The sequence below is a fragment of the Pedobacter sp. BG31 genome, assembly GCF_042464845.1.
Taxonomy (GTDB): Bacteria; Bacteroidota; Bacteroidia; order Sphingobacteriales; family Sphingobacteriaceae; genus Pedobacter; species Pedobacter suwonensis.
Genome location: NZ_JBHNZK010000007.1, coordinates 121,890 through 141,735, shown reverse-complemented (window position 1 = coordinate 141,735; position 19,846 = coordinate 121,890). Strand labels below are relative to the sequence as shown.

The 19,846-nt window shown below is 39.2% G+C and carries 18 protein-coding genes; 3 read left to right on the top strand and 15 right to left on the bottom strand.

Annotation, left to right across the window (positions count from 1 at the left end):
- Positions 1-67: 67 nt before the first annotated feature.
- The 3 genes from ACFE6N_RS11100 to ACFE6N_RS11090 all read right to left on the bottom strand — a co-directional run bounded on the left by ACFE6N_RS11100 (position 68) and on the right by ACFE6N_RS11090 (position 2,588).
- Positions 68-754, bottom strand: coding sequence for a hypothetical protein (locus ACFE6N_RS11100; protein ID WP_378936407.1), 687 nt, complete (start codon positions 752-754; stop codon positions 68-70).
- A gap of 29 nt (positions 755-783) precedes the next feature.
- Positions 784-1,626 (bottom strand): isoaspartyl peptidase/L-asparaginase, encoded by an 843-nt coding sequence (locus ACFE6N_RS11095; RefSeq protein WP_378936405.1) that lies wholly within the window; start codon positions 1,624-1,626, stop codon positions 784-786.
- Positions 1,627-1,712: 86 nt separating this feature from the next.
- Entirely contained in the window at positions 1,713-2,588 is an 876-nt protein-coding gene (locus ACFE6N_RS11090; protein ID WP_090980911.1) for a cyanophycinase, read from the bottom strand.
- A 297-nt stretch (positions 2,589-2,885) separates the two neighbouring features.
- Here ACFE6N_RS11090 and cphA point away from each other — a divergent pair, with 297 nt between their 5' ends.
- Positions 2,886-5,501, top strand: a complete 2,616-nt coding sequence (gene cphA / locus ACFE6N_RS11085; RefSeq protein ID WP_378936403.1) for a cyanophycin synthetase — start codon at positions 2,886-2,888, stop codon at positions 5,499-5,501.
- 161 nt (positions 5,502-5,662) lie between these two features.
- Here cphA and ACFE6N_RS11080 read toward each other — a convergent pair whose 3' ends face one another.
- The 12 genes from ACFE6N_RS11080 to ACFE6N_RS11025 form a co-directional block, all read right to left on the bottom strand.
- The gene (locus tag ACFE6N_RS11080; RefSeq protein WP_090980907.1) at positions 5,663-6,118 is read right to left on the bottom strand and encodes a PA2169 family four-helix-bundle protein; all 456 of its coding nucleotides are present in this window, start codon (positions 6,116-6,118) and stop codon (positions 5,663-5,665) included.
- 125 nt (positions 6,119-6,243) lie between these two features.
- On the bottom strand, positions 6,244-7,161 hold the full coding sequence (locus ACFE6N_RS11075; protein ID WP_378936400.1) for a glycosyltransferase: 918 nt from the start codon (positions 7,159-7,161) through the stop codon (positions 6,244-6,246).
- 399 nt (positions 7,162-7,560) lie between these two features.
- Positions 7,561-8,322, bottom strand: coding sequence for a class I SAM-dependent methyltransferase (locus ACFE6N_RS11070; protein WP_378936398.1), 762 nt, complete (start codon positions 8,320-8,322; stop codon positions 7,561-7,563).
- Positions 8,323-8,334: 12 nt separating this feature from the next.
- On the bottom strand, positions 8,335-8,982 hold the full coding sequence (locus tag ACFE6N_RS11065; protein WP_090980899.1) for an FkbM family methyltransferase: 648 nt from the start codon (positions 8,980-8,982) through the stop codon (positions 8,335-8,337).
- Entirely contained in the window at positions 8,979-10,298 is a 1,320-nt protein-coding gene (locus tag ACFE6N_RS11060; RefSeq protein ID WP_378936396.1) for a flippase, read from the bottom strand. The genes ACFE6N_RS11065 and ACFE6N_RS11060 overlap by 4 nt, the downstream gene beginning before the upstream one ends.
- Positions 10,299-10,546: 248 nt before the next feature.
- Positions 10,547-11,065 (bottom strand): DUF1569 domain-containing protein, encoded by a 519-nt coding sequence (locus ACFE6N_RS11055; protein ID WP_378936394.1) that lies wholly within the window; start codon positions 11,063-11,065, stop codon positions 10,547-10,549.
- A gap of 19 nt (positions 11,066-11,084) precedes the next feature.
- A complete protein-coding gene (locus tag ACFE6N_RS11050) occupies positions 11,085-11,789 on the bottom strand; it encodes a DUF4476 domain-containing protein (RefSeq protein WP_378936392.1) in 705 nt (234 codons plus the stop codon).
- Positions 11,790-11,868: 79 nt separating this feature from the next.
- Positions 11,869-12,558 (bottom strand): YjjG family noncanonical pyrimidine nucleotidase, encoded by a 690-nt coding sequence (locus ACFE6N_RS11045; protein WP_378936390.1) that lies wholly within the window; start codon positions 12,556-12,558, stop codon positions 11,869-11,871.
- Between the two features lie 854 nt (positions 12,559-13,412).
- Positions 13,413-13,742: a low molecular weight protein tyrosine phosphatase family protein gene (locus ACFE6N_RS11040; protein ID WP_378936388.1), complete on the bottom strand. Its 330-nt coding sequence runs from the start codon at positions 13,740-13,742 to the stop codon at positions 13,413-13,415.
- A gap of 52 nt (positions 13,743-13,794) precedes the next feature.
- Positions 13,795-14,439, bottom strand: a complete 645-nt coding sequence (upp, locus tag ACFE6N_RS11035; RefSeq protein ID WP_090980885.1) for a uracil phosphoribosyltransferase — start codon at positions 14,437-14,439, stop codon at positions 13,795-13,797.
- Between the two features lie 85 nt (positions 14,440-14,524).
- Positions 14,525-15,793, bottom strand: a complete 1,269-nt coding sequence (locus ACFE6N_RS11030) for a DUF7033 domain-containing protein (protein WP_378936386.1) — start codon at positions 15,791-15,793, stop codon at positions 14,525-14,527.
- Between the two features lie 137 nt (positions 15,794-15,930).
- Positions 15,931-16,437: a DUF6702 family protein gene (locus ACFE6N_RS11025; RefSeq protein ID WP_090980881.1), complete on the bottom strand. Its 507-nt coding sequence runs from the start codon at positions 16,435-16,437 to the stop codon at positions 15,931-15,933.
- A 185-nt stretch (positions 16,438-16,622) separates the two neighbouring features.
- Between ACFE6N_RS11025 and ACFE6N_RS11020 the strand changes: the two genes are divergently transcribed.
- Positions 16,623-17,207, top strand: coding sequence for a HupE/UreJ family protein (locus ACFE6N_RS11020; protein ID WP_378936384.1), 585 nt, complete (start codon positions 16,623-16,625; stop codon positions 17,205-17,207).
- A gap of 12 nt (positions 17,208-17,219) precedes the next feature.
- Positions 17,220-19,592: a M1 family metallopeptidase gene (locus ACFE6N_RS11015; protein WP_378936382.1), complete on the top strand. Its 2,373-nt coding sequence runs from the start codon at positions 17,220-17,222 to the stop codon at positions 19,590-19,592.
- Positions 19,593-19,846: the final 254 nt, after the last annotated feature.

Below are 19,846 nucleotides of genomic sequence, written 5' to 3'. Positions count from 1 at the left end.
TTTGATTACAGCCGCTTCTGGCTATCTTAAAACAAATGGAGGAGAATTAACGGAATATGTTGCTTATTTAGCTTTGATTTACCTTTTTGCCGGTTTTATTGGCAATCACTTCCCTTGCATCTTTAATCTGTGCTTTATATTGAGTGGTTTTGATGGAGTTGGCCAGCCATTCGGCCGATTTTAGATCTCTCAGCGCAAGTGTAAAGTCTTTCTTTTTAATTTTTACCTGAACAATGCCTAAAATAGATTCGATATAGGCATTGTTGCTTTTTAACTGTTTTGCCAGGATACCTTGCTGGGTATAGAACCACATCGATTGGGTATATTTTGTATTGGCCAGGTAAACTTTGCCTAAAAGGTTATAGGTGTTCATTATTCCTGCCCTGTTCCCGGTTTTGGAATAATTTTTTAGCGCCACGTTCAAGAGAATTTGCTCTGCATCGGCAAAACGGCCAAGTTGATAGTGCATATTGCTCATCTTGATAACGGCCAGCCCATACCTGTTGAAGTTTTTTACGGAATTATATTCAAAAGCTGCTTTGCCAAATAAGGTGAGCGCTTCATTGTAGTCGCCTTTTCGCTCAAAATCTTCGGCTTCCTCGAAAAAGGAATTCCCATCCTCCAGCTCAAATTTAGAAACTGCTATTCTGATCGCACTACCATTAGGTTCCTGGATCTCAGATTTATCTAGATTTTGAGCTTGTAGTTGTAATGATGCAAAAAGGCCAAATAAAGCCAATACAATTTTGGTCATGCAACAAAAATAATACTTTAAATCTAATTTTAGCTAAATACCTGTAAATTAACATCAAAAGATGCCCAAACCATGTAAGGGTGTGAGTCGCAGTGGTAAACTTCACCTGCTGCAGAAATACCTACAATACCTGCAAAGCCATCAAAAGCCTTAAGCTCTGCAAAAGATTTATCAGATGCTTCTTTTAAAGAAAAACCATCGGTAACGCGGGTTACAATTTTTGCAGCCAAAGCGCCACTTACAATATCTTCTCCTACTCCGGTACAGGAAATGCCTGCGTGTTGATTGGCATAGTTGCCAGCTACGGTTGCTGAATCGCTCACCCGGCAAGGAATTTCAAATCCTTTTCCCCCGGTTGAGGTTGCTGCGGCTAAGTTTCCGTCTGCATCAAGTGCTACGCAACCCACTGTTCCTTTGTTGTTCTTTTGGTTTAATTTAGCTTCGTATTCTGACTGGCGCTGTGGGGTAATCGGATTGAAGTATTCAAATCCGTTTGTTCTGGCAAACTGCCGGGCACCGTCACCACTCAATACCCGGTCATCATACGCGAGTAATTTTTGTGCAACCTGTATAGGGTTTTTAATCTCTTCAACATTAATTACACCACTAAATTTCTCCGTTTTACCATCCATCAGGGCCGCACTTAGCCTTACTTTTCCATCACTTTGGATCTGTGAACCTATACCTGCGTTAAACAGTTCGTTATCTTCTAACAGTGCAACAGTATAAACAACGGTTTCTAAAGCTGTATGTGTTTTTAGATATTCATGTCCGAGCGTAACAATTGATGCTAATGCATCTTGTTTAGCTTTTTTCGTTTCCTGATTGGTAGACGATTCGCTGAAGAAACCGCCATGTATAATTAGTTTCATCTTCTTGAGTATTGAAGTATTAAGTAGCAAGTATCAAGATTGGTAAATCCTAACTGAAAATCGCCCACTGTTAACTGCTAACTGAATTAGGCTACAGGCACAACCTTTGGATGATGGATCAACAGGCTATGGTCTGTTAAATCGTATACATCTCCATCACACATGACATGGACCACCATGTTTTTAATGGAAACAGGTTGTCCCATTTCTACATCGGTTAAATTGGTATCGGCCATGGTGCGGCCATCTACTAAAATTACCATTCCAGATCCAATGGCTTCCATTTTATGTCCATCAGAAATGAAAAGCCCGGTGTCTTCACCGAGTCCGATCCCTAAAATGCCAGGATTACTGGCGGCAGCATACAACAAACGGCCAATTCTGCCGCGTTGAACAAAATGTGTGTCTACAATTACATCGTCAATAAAGCCTAATCCTCCGGTAATTTTAACCTCTCCTTTTAGTAAGGCGTCTTTACTGCTGCCCTGATAAATCATATTTTTAGAGCTTGCAGCAGCTCCGGCCGAAGTTCCTGCAATAACTACAGGTTCGTTTCGATATTTTTCCAATAAAATCTGATGGGTTTTGGTCCCACCAAAGATGGAAGAAAGACGGAGCTGATCGCCACCGGTAAAGATAATTACGTCTGCAGCTTTGATACGCTCGTAATTTTCATCAGAATTGGCTTCTTCGCGGTTGGTAATATTAAGAACGCCAACATTATGCACCTCTAGTTGTGCGTAAGCTTTTATATATTCCTCACCAACTTTTTCTGGCATTAATGATGCTGTGGTAATAATCTCGAAACGGGATTGAATATCTCTTAATGATTCTGTAGTAATCCGTTTTAAGATTCCACGCTCGAAGAAATTCATATTTTCAGGTAACCCAAACTGAGTCTCTGCAAAACTACCTGTATTTATTGCGCCACCAATGATGATGAGTTTACCTTTCGGAACCATTCTTTGTGTATTATAATTGTATCGAAAAACCCAAATATATAGGCTTAAGATAAAAAACACGACTTTTTTTGTAAAGAATATTCAATTTATTAACAAAAGTTAAAATATTTTAATCTAAAATTAACAGGATTGCCCTTGAAAATAAAACAAATACGCCTTAAAATTGATTTAGCTAAATGAAACGTCTGTTTTCAAAATAAATGCATAATTTACAGTCATCAATTTCATTCTTGATAGGGAGTATAAAGAGCGATTCTTAAAATTCCTCTTTGCCAAAAAAAACGAACAAAACATTACATGAAGATATTAAATATACAAGTATTAAGAGGACCAAACATATGGTCCATTAACAGGAAGAAATTGATCCAGATGCGACTGGACCTGGAAGATTTAGAGCAAAAACCAACCAACGTAATTGAAGGGTTTAGCGAAAGGATGGAGAAACTGCTGCCAAGCATGTTTACTCACCGTTGTTCAAAAGGTGTTGAAGGTGGCTTTTTTACCCGTGTAAAGGAAGGAACCTGGATGGGACATGTGATAGAACACATTGCGCTCGAAATTCAGACACTTGCCGGTATGGAAACTGGCTTTGGCAGAACACGTATGACCAAAACTGAAGGCATTTATAATGTGGTTTTTAGTTATCTGGAGGAAAAGGTAGGGGTTTACTCGGCCGAAGCAGCAGTAAGGATTGCCGAAGCTTTGATCAACGATGAAGAGTATGATCTGGAACACGATATCCGAAGGATGAAGGAAATACGTGAACTCGAAGCTTTAGGCCCAAGTACAGGTTCGATTGTAGAAGAAGCAGTAAAAAGAAGCATTCCATGGATACGATTGAACAAAAGTTCTCTGGTACAGTTGGGCTATGGTAAAAATCAGGTGCGCTTTAGGGCTACCATGACGGAGAAAACCAGCAGTATTGCGGTGGATATTGCCAGTAATAAGGAAGAAACGAAACGGTTGCTTACAGAAGCTGCCATTCCGGTAGCCTCAGGAGTAACGATTTCAAATCCTGAAGATCTGGAAGCTTCTGTAAAAAAAGTTGGCTTTCCTCTTGTTTTCAAACCACTTGATGGTAACCACGGTAAAGGGGCAACCATTAATGTTAAAACAATGGAAGATGCGGTGGCGGCTTTTGAATATGCCAAAACGTATTCCAGAAGAGTTATTATTGAAAAATACATTACCGGATTTGACTTCCGTGTGCTGGTTATCGATCATAAAGTGGTTGCTGCGGCTCAACGCGATCCGGCACATGTAAAAGGAAACGGGATCCATACCATTCAGGAATTAATTGACAAGGAAAATGAAGATCCTCGCCGTGGTTACGGCCATGAGAATGTGTTAACCGAAATAGCAGTTGATCGCGATACGTTGGATTTATTGGCCAAAAAAGAATATACTTTAGAAACCGTTCCGGAAAAAGGAGAGGTGGTTTATTTAAAATCGACCGCTAATTTAAGTACAGGAGGAACATCTATTGACGTTACAGACATTGTTCACCCACAGAATATTTTTATCTGTGAGCGGATTTCGAGGGTAATCGGGTTGGATATCTGCGGTATTGATATCATGGCACAGAACCTTACCCAACCATTAACCGAAAACGGAGGAGTGGTATTGGAAGTTAATGCAGCTCCTGGTTTTAGAATGCACCTGGCGCCAAGCGAAGGCTTGCCGCGTAACGTTGCGGCACCGGTAATTGATATGCTTTATCCGCAGGGTAAATTGTCGCAGATCCCGATCATTGCCGTAACCGGAACCAATGGAAAAACCACCACCACCCGTTTAATCGCGCATATTATCCGCAGTAATGGCAAACGTGTAGGTTTTACCACCAGTGATGGGGTCTATGTACACAATACCATGCTGATGAAAGGTGATACCACAGGACCAGTGAGCGCGGAGTTTATTTTAAAAGATCCGACAGTAGAATTTGCCGTATTAGAAACTGCTCGTGGCGGAATTTTACGGGCAGGTTTAGGATTCAATGCCTGCGATATCGGTGTGGTTACAAACATACAGGAAGATCACCTGGGGCTTTCTGATATCCATAATCTTGACGATTTAACACGGGTAAAGGCCGTTGTGATTGGGGCGGTACGCCGCAAAGGCTGGGCCGTATTAAATGCCGATAACGGTTATTGTGTCCGTATTGCTAAAGATGCCCGTTGCAATGTTGCTTATTTTAGTATGGATGAAAATAATCCTGTAGTGAAAGAACATTGTAAAAAAGGTGGGATTGCTGCCATCTATGAAAATGGGTACATCACCATTAAAACCGGTGATTGGAAATTAAGGGTAGATAAAGTGACACATATTCCTTTAACTTTCGGTGGTGCCGTAAATTTTATGATCCAAAATGTACTTGCTGCCACGTTAGCAACCTATTTATGGGGTTATAAACCAGAGGATATCCGTTTGTCTTTAGAAACCTTTATCCCTTCGGCAGCACATACGCCAGGCAGGATGAATATTTTCAGATTCAAAGATTTCAATGTGCTGGTTGATTTTGCGCATAATCCTGATGGATTTAATGGTGTAAAAGCTTTCCTTCAAGGTGTTGAGGCGACGGAGCAGGTTGGGATTATTTCGGCAACAGGAGATAGAAGAGATGAGGATATTATGGAAACCGCCCGTATTTCTGCACAGATGTTTGATAAGATCTACATTTGCCAGGAAAAATATCTCCGCGGCAGACAGCAGCAGGAACTGGTTGATTTGTTAATTAAAGGCATCAAAGAAGTTGATCCTGATAAGGAAATTATTATAAACCATAAAAGTACCGCATGTTTACAGATGGCCATTGATGCGGCTAAAAAAGGTTCTTATTTAACCATTTTAAGTAATACGATCGATAATACGATTCAGCGTGTTACAGAGCATTTAGACCGGGAATTGGAATCGTAGTTTATTGACTGATTTATTCTGTCAGTTATCGTCATTCCCAACTCGATTGGAAATCGTAATCCAATAAGTTTATAGATTCTCACCTGCGCGGAAATGACGGCGGTAATAAAAAAACTCCTTCGAACATATCGAAGGAGTTTTTACTTTCATATTTAAATTACTTAAGCCTGAGCATCACGTAATCTTTTGATTTCATCGTGCGACACTCTTAAAGCTGCTTTCTGGTCTGAAATTAATTCTCTGATATTTGATGGGATATCGTCTGCCTCTAAAGCCATTTTATATGCATTTTGTGCGGCATCCTCACCAAACTCGCAATTGTTTAAAACTGTTTTGCGGTCATGGCCGGTAAATAGTGCTTTAACATCCATCCAGGCCCTGTAAATTTTACCGGAATTAGTGGTTCCTGTTTCAATATCTTCACCCAGAGCCGATACTTCTGTTGCCAGCGCCATTTTATATTTTTGGCTTTCGCCTATCATATTTAAAAATAATGTCTTTAAATCGGCATCTTCATCTTTTAATTCCTGACGTGCTTTTTCATAACCTTCAATACGATCGTTATTAATTTGGATCAGATCGTTCAATACCTCTGCTGTTTCTGTTGTCGTTTTCATGTCTTTATTTTTTATAGTTTCGATGTTATAAAATCAACATGAGCAATTAGAAAAGGTTTGTCATTTTTTTTAATTGCTTACAACGGTGAGCGATATTAACTAAAAGAGTAATAGTTGAGCTGTTATTATTTTTTGGAGAAATATTGTGTAAGCTTTTCTTTAACAAAACGTCTCACCCTTGTAACCATATTGCCTTTTCGCTTAGTTAAGAAGCGTTTGATGGCTTGATATGCAATTGGGTCTTCAGCTATTGTGGTTGGGAATTCAACAATTTGTTTAGGATTGATAATAACGTTATAAATATCATTGATTCCGGAATGTACGCCCGTGCCATCGTGGCCAATGTTGTTCACGAGTGATTGCGACGGGTTAAGTGTTATACCGCCTTTTAAAAAGATCGAGGCATACCATCTTATGGCCCAGCTATTGTTTTTTCCTTTTTTAAATTCCTGCATCTGTTTCCAGAAATTCATTTTATGATCAATAGAAAATGCAGCGCTCTTCTTTTTATCAAATTGTTTAAGAAGAACATCAATATTCGGTTCGAAATTTTTCCATGCCCTTCCCCAGGTTGCCCAACCCCAACTTGTTGCTGCCCTGTAAAAAAAGGACTGAGGAAGATCATCTGCTTTTAAAGGGTACATATAAGCGCCAATATGCATCACTTTTTCCTCTTCCCGGTAATGGTTTAAGGCATTGTTGAAATAGGCCAGGGTATGTGGAGAAGTAATGAGATCATCTTCAAATACGATTACCTGATCGTACTCTTCAATTAATTGGGTAACTCCTGTAATTACGGCATTGGCTAAGCCTGCATTAGTCTTACTCTCAATTACTTTAACAGATTTAAAGCCATCAGCTTTTTTAATGATTTTTCTTACTTCAGCAACTTTTTCTTTATCGTTATCGGTTTTGGCACCATCAGAGAAAATATACAAATGGCTTTCTGCTGCCAGCTCATTTTGCTGCAGAAATTGTAATGTTCGCTCAGTATGTTGCGGACGGTTGTATACGAAAAGTGCGATAGGAGCAAGGTTTTGCATGTTGTTTTATTTCTATTGAGCTTACAATAAACTGGCCAGTTATACTTTCAATACGTCATTTCGACTGGAGCACCGCGGAATGGAGAAATCTTTTATAAGGTTTAGCTTCGCTGAGCTTACTGCATCACATCTTGGGTTCACTTTTTTATACGATTAACATATGGTAACTAATGATCGTCATCCTAATAGCTGTCGGATGCATAGGGGAACGGCTTGTTCAAATCGTTGAGAAAGTAACATTTCAGGCTAGTGATTCTTGTTTTAAAGATTCCTTCGCCGGATGAAAAAGCCTTCTCGCAATGAGGATTTCATGAAGGTTAATTCTAATGTCAATCATATTGAATTTTAAAAAAAATACTTTTCGAAAGTACGGCAAACTTAAGTAATATGCTTTAACTACTAAAATATATGCAGATCTTGATCTGATTTTTGAGTTAAAACGGTATAAGCGTTGGCAAACTGTTCCTGCTTTTTCCTCCCTAACAAATTACCTAAGGTTTTCTTTATCCGGTATTCGAGCTCTATTTTTAGCGTTTTAGTAAACGTTTTGGGTGCTTTTCTATTCACAAACTCATTAAATTTTACGGTTTCAGTAGCTGTCATCGATACCTTATCTGCTAAAATTTCCAGCCCTTCGCTTCGCAGTAAAAACCTGAGCGAAGTTGGAGTGTACATGTTAATGTGCCCATAATCCAGAAAGTGTTTCATGCGTTTGTCTACGTCAAAACGGTAGTCTTTGGGTACTTCTACTACAATGTATTTTGCTACGCGTTTTAATTCCCTGATGAGTAACCTTTCGTGTTCTACATGCTCCAGAACGTGCGCAAGAATAACCAGGTCAAATGTATTGTCTTGATAAGGAATTTCGTAACCGTCAAAAGTTTGGGCTTCTTTTAAACTGGAAAGTTTACGGCTTTTTATAAGCTCAACACCGCTTTGGGCAATTTCTAAGGCATAAAGTTCTGGCGCGAAATGCCATTCATTTAAAAAATGTAAAATGCTGCCGTCTCCGGCACCAACCTCCAGTACTTTTTTAGGTTTTAGTCCTTTGCATACGTCGACAATGTTTTGGGCTTTATATTTTGCACCAAGCATTCTCCATGCTACATCGCTATTGGTATAAAAATTATCGTAGGCTGTTTTTACTTCTTCGCTTAACATGGTCCTGATGGGTTAAATACCTAGGCAATTATCCTGTTTATAAAAAACAGAGGTCGCTTTTTCATAGAAAAGTCCTGGCGAAATGCCGCTAAAGCTGATCTCTTTGAAACCTTTGGCTTTTAATAAGGTGCGGGCAGGCTGATAAACCTCACGCTCACTATCATCCAGGACGAGTACGCCATTTGCTGAGAGGGCATCAACGCTATATTTGCAACAGTTTACACGGTCGCGTCCATCAACAATAATAATATCGAATTTTTTGCCAATCAGCGTTGCTTTTTTCGCGTATTCTCCATCTTTCTCCAGCTGGCAGAATATCATTTCAGCATTTCCCGGACTTGTGTTTTTAACTTTATCAAACCAACCTTTATCGTGCTCAACCGAAGTTACAGAGCCAGCTCTTTCAGCATAAAAAATGGTTGAACTGCCAGAGCCATATTCGAAAATATGCTGTGATTTGTTTATCCGTTCTTTAATAAAATCGATAAAAGAATAGGTTACCCAAGGTAAAGCCTTCCCTTTTCCGTCTACAGCTTGTTTTTTATCGAAGGCCGTAAACCAGCCAATGCTGTTCAGGTAGCCCTTGTGTCCGTATGATAATAGTGCCTTAAGCCTGCTTGGCTTTGCAATTAATGTGCTTAATGCTTTAAGAGTACTCAACGTTTAAATATTTTTTGAAATGCGGTGACCAAAAATAGTGATTTTAACATCATTATACCTTGTTGCCGAGTTTTTGGAATTAATAAAAGATAAAATGTCGAACAGGCACAGGCTATTAAGGTTGCAATTGATGCACCAATACCGGCATAACGAGGTATTAGCCAAAAATTTAACAAAATGTTTATGACCGCTCCAAAAGCGGTACGGTAAAAGGAAATCTTTGTATATCCTTCGGCCAATAGATACTGAGAACTGGCACTTCCCAAAAAGACAAATACACCAGACCAGATGTGAATGGGTAACATGTTTTCTGCACCTTCAAAACGTTTATCGTAAATAATACGAATAATAAGGGTTGAGGCAAAGGTAATAACTATTGCAACAGGCAAACTTATTGCGACTAATAAATTATACAGGTTTTGCAGGCGTTTAATGTAGCGGGCATAATCGGTTTTGCGGGCATTTATCAGTGCCGGAAAAACAGAAGTAACAATAGCAACAGGAATAAAATACCAGGCCTCACTAATCCTTGCTACGGCACTATAAATCCCAACAGCACTACTTCCTTCTGTTTTTAACATCACCTGGTCTATTTTCATGTAAATAGATACCATAACAGCCGATAGTATTAAAGGAGCCGATTGCTTTAAAAGTGATTTTGCCCGAGTTTTCTTAAAATGCCAGTTAAATAGATTTAATCCTTTGTTTTGATAAAGTAAAACGAGACCCAGGGCTAAAATAAAACCATCAAAAACCAGTGCCCAGGCAAACCAGATTACTGGCAGATGTAAAACGACTAGTAAAATTTTTACCAGAGCTGAAATAATTACACAGATATTTTGAATATGTACTACATACTTAGATTGTACCTGTGATTGAAAGTAGGAATCAATTACATTAAATGACTTAAAAAATGCGGCGAATGATAGCAGAGCCACAACATAGGTTAAGGGTTCGCCTGGATTATCTGATAATTTATGAAAAACAAGATATAAGCCGATTGAAACGGGAATCAATAATAGGTTAACGCCTAATCTCAGCAATAAAGAAGTTCCTAATATTTCGTCTTTTTTAGCCGGATCGTTTAAAATTTCTCGAATGATAAATGTATCGAGGCCTAAGGCACCAATAGCTGCAGCAATTGCAGTAAATGCATCAGCGAAACTTAAATCACCAAAAGAAATTGGACCCAGGAACCTGGCAACAACAAAGCCGACAATCATGCTTAGTATTTTGCCAAACATCACCCACCCGGTATTCTTTAAATACTTGTTAAATGCTTCTTCGTCAAAACCTTTTATGGTGGGTAATTTCATTAACGCAAAGATGTAAAAAAATGTGCGTTAAGTAAGGTGCTGAAAATTCAAAATATTTTATGGTCGGTAGAACTATCCCCTCTTTTGTTTCCAGTGCCTTTGTCTCAGTAGTTTTTGGTATCAGTCGTAGGAATAACAACCTAACCACTTCTTTTTGTTGCAACCATTACGGGCAAAATGTATTGCAGGCATTGGAGGGTAAAAAACTTATTTATGGTCACAGATTTTAGGATTAGCCAGGTATTAATTTAGGCCTGAAAGCTCTTTTCTATTCTTTCTAACTGTTTTAAATGATGCTTTAAATGTATTTCTATAAACCTAAGCCATTGTTTAGCGTTTAAATACCCTAATCTTGGGTGTTTTGTTTTGCTGGTGGATTTTGAATGTGCAAGCAAATGGTAATTATCGTCCAAAGCTTTTTCAAATTCTAAAATAAAATCGAGTGCTTCTGTTTTACTGATTTTTTTTACCCGCTCTTCCAGCCGTTTAGGCACTTTATACTTTTGTGCCGGAGGTAATGCGCCCAATAATAATATCAGCTTTACTATAAAATGAGTGGGTTTGCTTTCTCCTTTGCCGTTTGCCGCATTTTCCAGGGCGATTAGTGAAAGCAGGCTCGAATCAAAGATATGTGAATATACTTCGCTATAACTCCAGCCGGAAATTGGTGGGATAGTCTGGAAAATATTTTCAGGGTAATGCGATAATTTCGATTTATAGGCATCGACCACCCGATGGATCGATACCTTAACTTTTTCAGCCGTCATTTAATAAAGGTAAGCCGAATTACGGTTTCTCCAAATACTTTAAAAATTCATCTTTATAATAAGGAAATTCAAATATCTCGGCAATCGTAAAATAATTTTGCGGATCTACAACGGTTTGATAGAGGCTTTTGGCAATTTTAAACCGTTCTTCATCAAATGTGAATGTTTTAAGAATAAGTTTGCTCTGACTGCTGGAAAACGAGGCATTTTTACTGACCGCATTGATCAATCTTACCCTTTCGCTGTCAAAATTGGATTTTTTATAACTGGTATAAAATTCCTGAAAAGCCTCCGGAGATAATAAACGGTAGTATGGATCAGGTTGTGGTGGCATTGCCGGAACAATGCCTGTATTAAAAGCTCCGGTATAACCATCAAAATCATCAAGTGCGTACTGCCTGTTTCGAAAGATATTGAGCTGTTTCAGCGTAATTAAACTTCTATTATCCAGGCTTAAAACGAGCCTTTGTTCCGGGGTCACGCTGATCTGCTGTTTTAAGATTACCGTATCGCCCTGAATAATAGATAGTATGGGTGCAGAATTATAGACATCGTAAAAACGGAACCTGCCGGTAGCAGACGAAACGATTTCTTCGTCCAGATATACGGTGTACCTGCCCGGATTAACGATTTCCAGGAAAACTTCGGCAGATCTGCGGTTGTTTTGAGCGAAACTTAGGGTAGCAAAAAGCATTGCCACTCCTAAAAAGATGGTTTTTTTCATTTTAATTAAGGTTTCATTTGTGTGTGTTTTGAATTAATGCGAAACAAATGCCAAAACCAAAACAAAAAAGGAGCAGGATTCAAAAAATTGTTAATAACTCTTCCAAATGAACAATTTGCTGTTTTACATCTTCAGGTTTTTCTTTTTGCAAAGGATTAAAAAAGATGGCTTCCATACCAAAGTTGAGCGCACCGTAGATATCGGCTTCAAGGCTATCACCTATCATGATGCTTTCTGCCTTGATCGCTTGTGCTTTATCCAAGGCATATTCAAAAATGATAGGATTCGGTTTGTTTACACCTACATCTTCTGAAATAATCACATTTTCGAAATATGGATTAAGATTTGAAAGGTTCATTTTGGTTAAGGTGGTTTCCTTAAAACCATTTGAAATAATATGAAGGGTATATTTTTGTTGTAGATAACTTAAAACATTTTCTGCACCTTCAAATAAATTGGTTTTGGTAGGTGAAATACTGACATAATCATCTTCAAACTGATGCGGCACTGCGTCAGGATGGATACCCAGTTGAATAAAAGTTTTGCTAAAGCGTTCTGACCTTAAAAAATCCTTGGTGATTTTACCGAGATGATAATCAGCCCACAACTGATGGTTGTTTTGGGTGTAAGTACTGATGAAATCGGCACAGGATTTAAGTCCAAGTGTGTCTAACTGATAAGTATGATAAAGTTCATTTAGTGTTTCTTCTGCATTGCGGTCAAAGTCCCAAATGGTATGGTCGAGGTCGAAGAAAATGTGTTTTTTCATTTATGATGTTTTCACAAAGGTAACTTAATGATCTCTGATTTACAGATAGACCTAAGTTTGATTATTTATTGCCGTTTTTCATTTTTCTCCTACTGTGATGCAGCAGCCTTTGTTGCTAAACCCGGATTGAAGCGAACACGAAGTGCAACGGAGTAAAGCGAAAAGCGGGGCTAGCCACCGCCAGGGATTACTGCATGCTCATTTCCAATCCTATTTCGGTTCGGTGAGAGACCAGCCCATAGTAAAATATTATTATTGAAAGGAGCGCAGGTTTAGTACAAAACACTGAGTTTCCTCCCATCTTCCGCTTGTACGCTTCGCTGCCTCGTTCCTTGTTGCTGCAGGGTACCGCTGCAACCGGGGCTAGATGGCTGCACCTGCATTTCATTTTCGGGGTGTTGGGTGCAGCAGCCTTTGTTGCTAACCCGATTGAAGCGAACACGAAGTGCAACGGAGTAAAGCGAAAAGCGGGGCTAGCCACCGCCAATGATTACTGTCTGCTCATTTCCAAATCCTATCTCGGTCGGTGAGAGACCAGCCCATAGTAAAATATTATTATTGAAAGGAGCGCAGGTTTAGTACAAAACACTGAGTTTCCTCCCGTCTTCCGCTTGTACGCTTCGCTTCCTCGTACCTCGTTGCTGCAGGGTACCGCTGCAACCGGGGCTAGATGGCTACACCTGCATTTCATTTTCGGGGTGTTGGGTGCAGCAGCCTTTGTTGCCAAACCCGATTGAAGCGAACACGAAGTGAAACGGAGTAAAGCGAAAAGCGGGGCTATCCACCGCCAAGGACCACTGCATGCTCATTTCCAAACTCTATTTCGGCCGGTGCGACACCAACCGATAGTATGATCATCCACGTTCGGCTAAATAATGGGTAACTTTTGAATCAATTTCTTCTATAAGCGCCTCATCCATGTACTGATAATCATCTGGAATATCCAAAGTAATCATTTCTTTTTCATAAACTTCGTGAGGAAAACGTTCCGTAATTCTTTGTTTGTGTTTTTTCTCCATCACAAAAATCAGATCAGCCCAGACAATCAGTTTTGCATTGATTTTAATTCTGGCTGATGGTTCCGTTCCGGCTGATCTTACCTGATGCTCGTGGTGATTTTTATACATGGTTTCGGCAGTTGCACTACGCCATTTGTTTCTGCTGCAAACAAAGAGGATATTCATTTATATTGAACGTTACAGACTCCGGACTAAAGACTCTAGACTGAGGACTAACCTAAACCTTCTCTCCATAAGCTAAATCGCCCGCATCGCCAAGGCCTGGCACAATGTAAGATTTACTGGTCATTTCCTGGTCTATTGCGCCAAGCCAAAGTTTTGCTTTAGGCAGGTTGGCACGTACGTGGGCAACACCTTCGGCGCTAGCTATTGCAGCAACAATATGAAGCTCGGCAATTTTATAGCGGTTAATCAGCTCTTTACAACACATCACCATGCTTTGTCCCGTTGCCAGCATCGGATCGGCCATAATCAATACTTTTCCATCCAGATCCGGAGTAGAAATATAATCCATTTGAATGATAAAATCTTCTCCTTGATCCATTTTACGATAAGCAGAGATAAAACAGCATTCGGCTTTGTCGAAGATGTTGAGCAGTCCCTGCTGAAGCGGAAGTCCGGCCCTGAGTATAGTAGCCAGGACGGGCTGTTCGGCCAAAACACCACAAGTTGATACACCTAAGGGAGTTACGATATCCTGGTCGGTATATTTCAATGATTTGCTGATCTCATAGGCGAAAAATTCGCCAAGCCGCTCCATGTTTTTGCGAAAACGCATCGAATCTTTCTGGATGTGCTCGTCACGAAGTTCTGCAATGAAAGTATTGGCAATAGATTTTGTCTTGCTGATATCGAAAATCATGGTGTTACGTAAATATTATAGATTTGCGGCAAATTGTTTAATCACTAAATGTAGCAATTCCCGGCTAAATAATGTTTCATTAAAGTCAATTCCCCGCATAATCAAGCATTTCTTCGAAAAGTGATTTCAACTTCCTGTATTTGGGATGATCTGACAAGCTTTTCAAGTTCCAGCTACTGTAAAAAGTTCCATTTACCACCTTAACCGCATCAATATATTGGTGCATTTCTTTTACTGCTGCCGGTTGGGTTAGAAATTGCAGGATATGATCAGTTAAGCAGTATGAATTGACTACCAGTGGAGTTACTTTTTCCAACTGAAGGTCATACCAGTTAAATGGTGTACATGTCCCTGCACGAAATCCCATCACATGATCGTAACCCATAGAATAATCAGAAGTGATGCCTGAGTTAAGGAGATTTAAATAGCATATTGGGAATGTTAACGCACCCAGCTGCTGGTTGGTTAGCTTGATGAGGTTTGGATTTATCTTTTTTAGCTTCACCAAACCTTCTTTAATTTCAGTCATTTTCTGCTTGTCGCTGGCGCAGGGCCTCAACAAACCAAGCGATTGGTTATTCAAGGTTTTAGAAATCTCATTTGTTCTGATGTAATCGATTGGAACATCAGGGAAATCGACGAAATAAAGGGGGCTACTTTTTTTTGAAGCAAACATTTCGTTTACCTGCTCAAGTACTTGTTCGTTGTTGATTCCGATTCCTGTTAACCTGTCAAATTTAGCATTCAGGTAATTATTTTCCTTTTTAAAAAGCGCACTGAAAATAAATTTGGTCCTGTTCAGGAAACCTTCAGGCAAATGGGTTAACATACTAAAATGGATGGTGGGCCAGTGCTGAAATTTCTTTTCCTGAAATTTAAAGTCCGGATGCTTTTTCCTGATGATACTTTTAATCATTAATGCCCACTCATCGATAATCGGCTTATCCAACACCCGCCATTTGTGCTGGTAACTTTTTGATGCCTTAAAGGCATCTTCCGTATTTCGATGATGAAGGTATTCTTCGTACCGGCTGATTATGAAAAAGGAAGCAGCAAAAACATCGAATGGTAAGGCAGACCGATCGACAGGAAACGGTACCTGATATTCACCAAATGATAAGGTTTTAGGTTTAATATCCTCTAATTTGTTGGAGAAAAGCAAAGGTGTGCTTTTAAAGAAAAGTTCTTCACCCAAAGGCTCATCGCCATAACTGATTTTGATGTGAGTACTTTGTAAAAAATATTGGCTGTTGCCTGTAAATTCTATTTCTGCTTTAAGAACATCTTTAAAAATGAAATTGAAGATATATTTAATTCTGGGCGTTAATATGTTGGAAAAGATGATCAGATGCATAACTTTATTTTAACAACGCGGTATTTAAAAAAAGAGTACAAGAAATATATCTTAGCCTAATATTAACCTAAAAATATTGACCATTAAAAATTAACGGTAATTTAACACCGGAACACTATCTAATACAAAAACTACAGTTAAAAGTTTGCCGTGAATTTCTTTTCAGGATAAAGGATTTTGGTGCTTTTACGGTTATTACCTTTTACTATATGGACTATACTCATCTGATCATCGAACATATCGTATAAAATACTGTCATTAACTTCAACAGATTTTAAGGTAGGCACTTTTTCAACTTCCAGGTAAATATTGGTGGCTTCATGATCGATCTCAAATCCGATATAATTCATGGCAACGGCCTTGCCATTGGCTTTGAGCTGTAAATGAGCAAGCAGGTATTTTTTTACCAGCACATCCATGGCACTTTTCATATTCGGATTACTCAGATCGGTTTTTTGTTTGTATAATCTGGCTAAAATGGCCTCGAAATCATCAGAAAAGATTCTGCAGCTTACTTCCAAGGTCTTATCCTTTGCATTAAAGTTAACTTCGGTTGTGCTTACGTGCAAGGGATGTTTAGTGCCCGCTTTAACAGAAAAAAAAGCACAGCACAAAAACAGCAGGATATATTTTAATTTATGCATCGGTTTTTTTTAAGAAGTACAAAGTTAGGACTTAAAATTAAGGAAGATAATAGATTTAAATAGCTAAGACCGTAACAAATTTAGTATTTATGCTTTTGTTTGACGGATATTTGGGGTTTTATCATTAAAAAATCTAATTTTAACTGTTGTAAACTATTTTAGTTCCAATAGTTAGCTTATTATTCATGCCCTTACAAGATTTTATTTTTTATTTTAAATTGGGTTGGGCGCACATTATCAGTGCCGATGCTTTAGATCACCAGCTATTTATTTTAGCCCTGGTGGCTATTTATAGTTATGTTAATTTAAAACAGGTGCTGATATTGGTTACGGCTTTTACCATCGGCCATTCATTCACCTTACTGTTAAGCGTTTTGGATATCATCAGGTTTGATAGTAAATGGGTAGAATTCCTGATTCCCTGTACCATCGTCATAACGGCAATCAGCAATCTGTTCAGGAAAAATTTCTCTTTGAAATCAATCAAGATCAATTACTTTTTGGCATTGGGTTTTGGGCTTATCCACGGAATGGGTTTTGCAAATTCCATCCGAATCATGTTGGCCAAAGATCAGCAAATTGGCTGGGGCTTGTTTGGTTTTAACTTAGGTTTGGAGGCCGGGCAGGTTTTTATGGTGATTATTATTCTTTTAATTACCTTTTTAATTTTTAATTATACCCGCATAAAACGAATGAGTTGGGTTTTATTTATATCAGCAGCCGTATTTAGCCTGGCTTTAAAAATGGCTTTAGAACGAATTCCTTTTTAATGAACTATAACAATGAATAAACTATTTACTTTAACCGGCCTGCTTATCTTCTCTGGAGGTTTGGCTATGGCGCAAAATATTCAGAATAACCCTGGCAGCAACCATGGGAATAAGTTTGAGCAGTTGGGTACTATTTTACCAACCCCTAATGAACAGCGTACAGCCAGCGGGGCACCCGGTGTTAAATATTGGCAGCAGCGTGCTGATTATAATATCAAATGTGAGCTGGACGAAAAAAACCTGTTGTTAACAGGAACTGAAACCATCACCTACACCAACAATTCTCCTGACCCTTTAACTTATATCTGGCTGCAGCTTGATGAGAATGAGCATAGCACAGATAGAAATGCAAACTATCAGGATGCGACAAAGATGCCTGCAATAGGCACCACTAAAATGTTAGACCAGTTAAGTACAACCGGTAACAATGGCTATGGTATCAATATTACGAAATTAACAGATGCGGCCGGTAAAAACTTACCTTACACCGTTAACAAAACGATGATGAGGGTTGATTTGCCGGTAGCATTGAGAACCGGGCAGAAATTTATCTTCAACATCAAATGGAATTATAAAATTTCCGACCGGATGAGTGTTGGTGGGCGTGGTGGTTATGAATTTTTCCCGGGAGATGGAAACTACCTGTTTACCATGACCCAGTGGTACCCGCGTTTGTGCGTATACAGCGATTTTCAGGGATGGCAAAACCACCAGTTTACTGGTAGGGGCGAGTTTGCTTTAACCTTTGGCGATTTTAAAGTACAAATGACTGTTCCGGCAGATCACCTGGTGGGTTCAACGGGAGAGTGTATTAATTATAGTGCCGTTTTAAGCCCAACACAGTTGAGCCGATATAATGCAGCAAAAACGGCTGCCGCGCCCGTGGAAATCCAGACCCTGGCCGAAGCTAAACTGGCAGAAACCAAAAAATCTACGGCTAAAAAAACCTGGGTTTTTAACGCTAATAATGTCCGTGATTTTGCGTGGACATCTTCCCGCAAATTTATCTGGGATGCCATGCCTCAAAAAATTCAGGCCAATAACAATACTGTAATGTGCATGAGTTTTTATGGAAAAGAAGCTTATAACCTATACAGTAAATTTTCTACACGTGCAGTAGCGCACACCATTAAAACCTATTCAGATTTCACCATTCCATACCCTTATCCGGTGGCCCAAAGTATCGAAGCTGCAAATGGAATGGAATATCCGATGATCTGTTTTAATTATGGCCGTACCGATGCAGACGGAACATATAGCGAAAGCACTAAAAATGGCATGTTAGGGGTTATTATTCATGAAGTTGGGCACAACTTTTTCCCAATGATTGTAAATAGCGACGAGCGCCAATGGACCTGGATGGATGAAGGTTTGAATTCTTTTGTGGAGTATTTGACCGAAGAGCTTTGGGATAATAAATTTCCAAGTAAAAAAGGACCGGCCTATACCATTGTTGATTACATGAAATTGCCTAAAGATGAGTTGGAACCCATTATGACCAACTCTGAAAATATTGCGCGTTTTGGTCCAAATGCCTATTCAAAACCAGCTACAGGGTTAAATATTCTGCGCGAAACCATTATGGGCAGAGAACTTTTCGATTATGCATTTAAGGAATACTCGAGAAGATGGGCATTTAAACATCCCCAGCCTGCTGATCTTTTCCGTACCATGGAAGATGCCAGTGGCGAAGATTTAGATTGGTTTTGGAGGGGATGGTTTTACGGAACCGATCCATGTGATATATCTTTAGACAGCGTGAAATTTGCAAAAGCCGATTTTCCTAAAGAAGTTCCTGCTGCCAGATCGAGAATGGTTAAAATTGATAGGCCTGCCGTAAATGCTTTTGAGGATATTTCTAAAATCAGAAACCGCGAAGACAAAAAAATCAGCTTCTACGTAGATAAAAACACAGCGGCTCAGGATTTTTATTATAAATACGATAGAGGATTGGTTACTGTTGATACAACTGTTGCCACGAAAATGGATATGACACCACCTATAGAAGCGGTTGCAGAAGCTGATCAAAGTAAATATGCCAACCAATTTTTATACGAATTGAGTTTTAGCAATAAAGGTGGTTTGGTGATGCCTATTATTGTGGAGTTTACCTATAAAGATGGAACAAAAGAAATAGACCGTATCCCTGCGCAGATCTGGAGACACAATGAACTTAAAACTTCTAAATTCTATGTGAAAAACAAAGAAGTGGCTTCAATTTTAATTGATCCGTTACGCGAAACCGCTGATATTGATACATCTAACAATACATGGGGCGGTAAAGCCAAAGAAAGTAAGTTTAAAGTATATAAAGCAAAAGCTGGTGGGGCTGTAAGAGGCCAGTCAGTTGGTAAAAACCCAATGCAGGCTGCTGCTGGGAAATAATAACCTGAGTTCGATGAATAATGTGCTTTAATTTGAGTTATCTGGCTATTTGAATGAACGGTCGTCACCCTGAACTTGTTTCAGGGTCTTTATAGCAAGGCGGTTTAACAGGAAAGATGCTGACCACGAAGTAGCAACAAGGCCATAGAACAAACTACTTTCCTCTTGTAAAATAAATCCGAGCTATCGGATCAGCGTGAGGAAAGGGCTAGACAATTCGTCCTGATAAAGTACATTAAGTTTTAAACATTAAT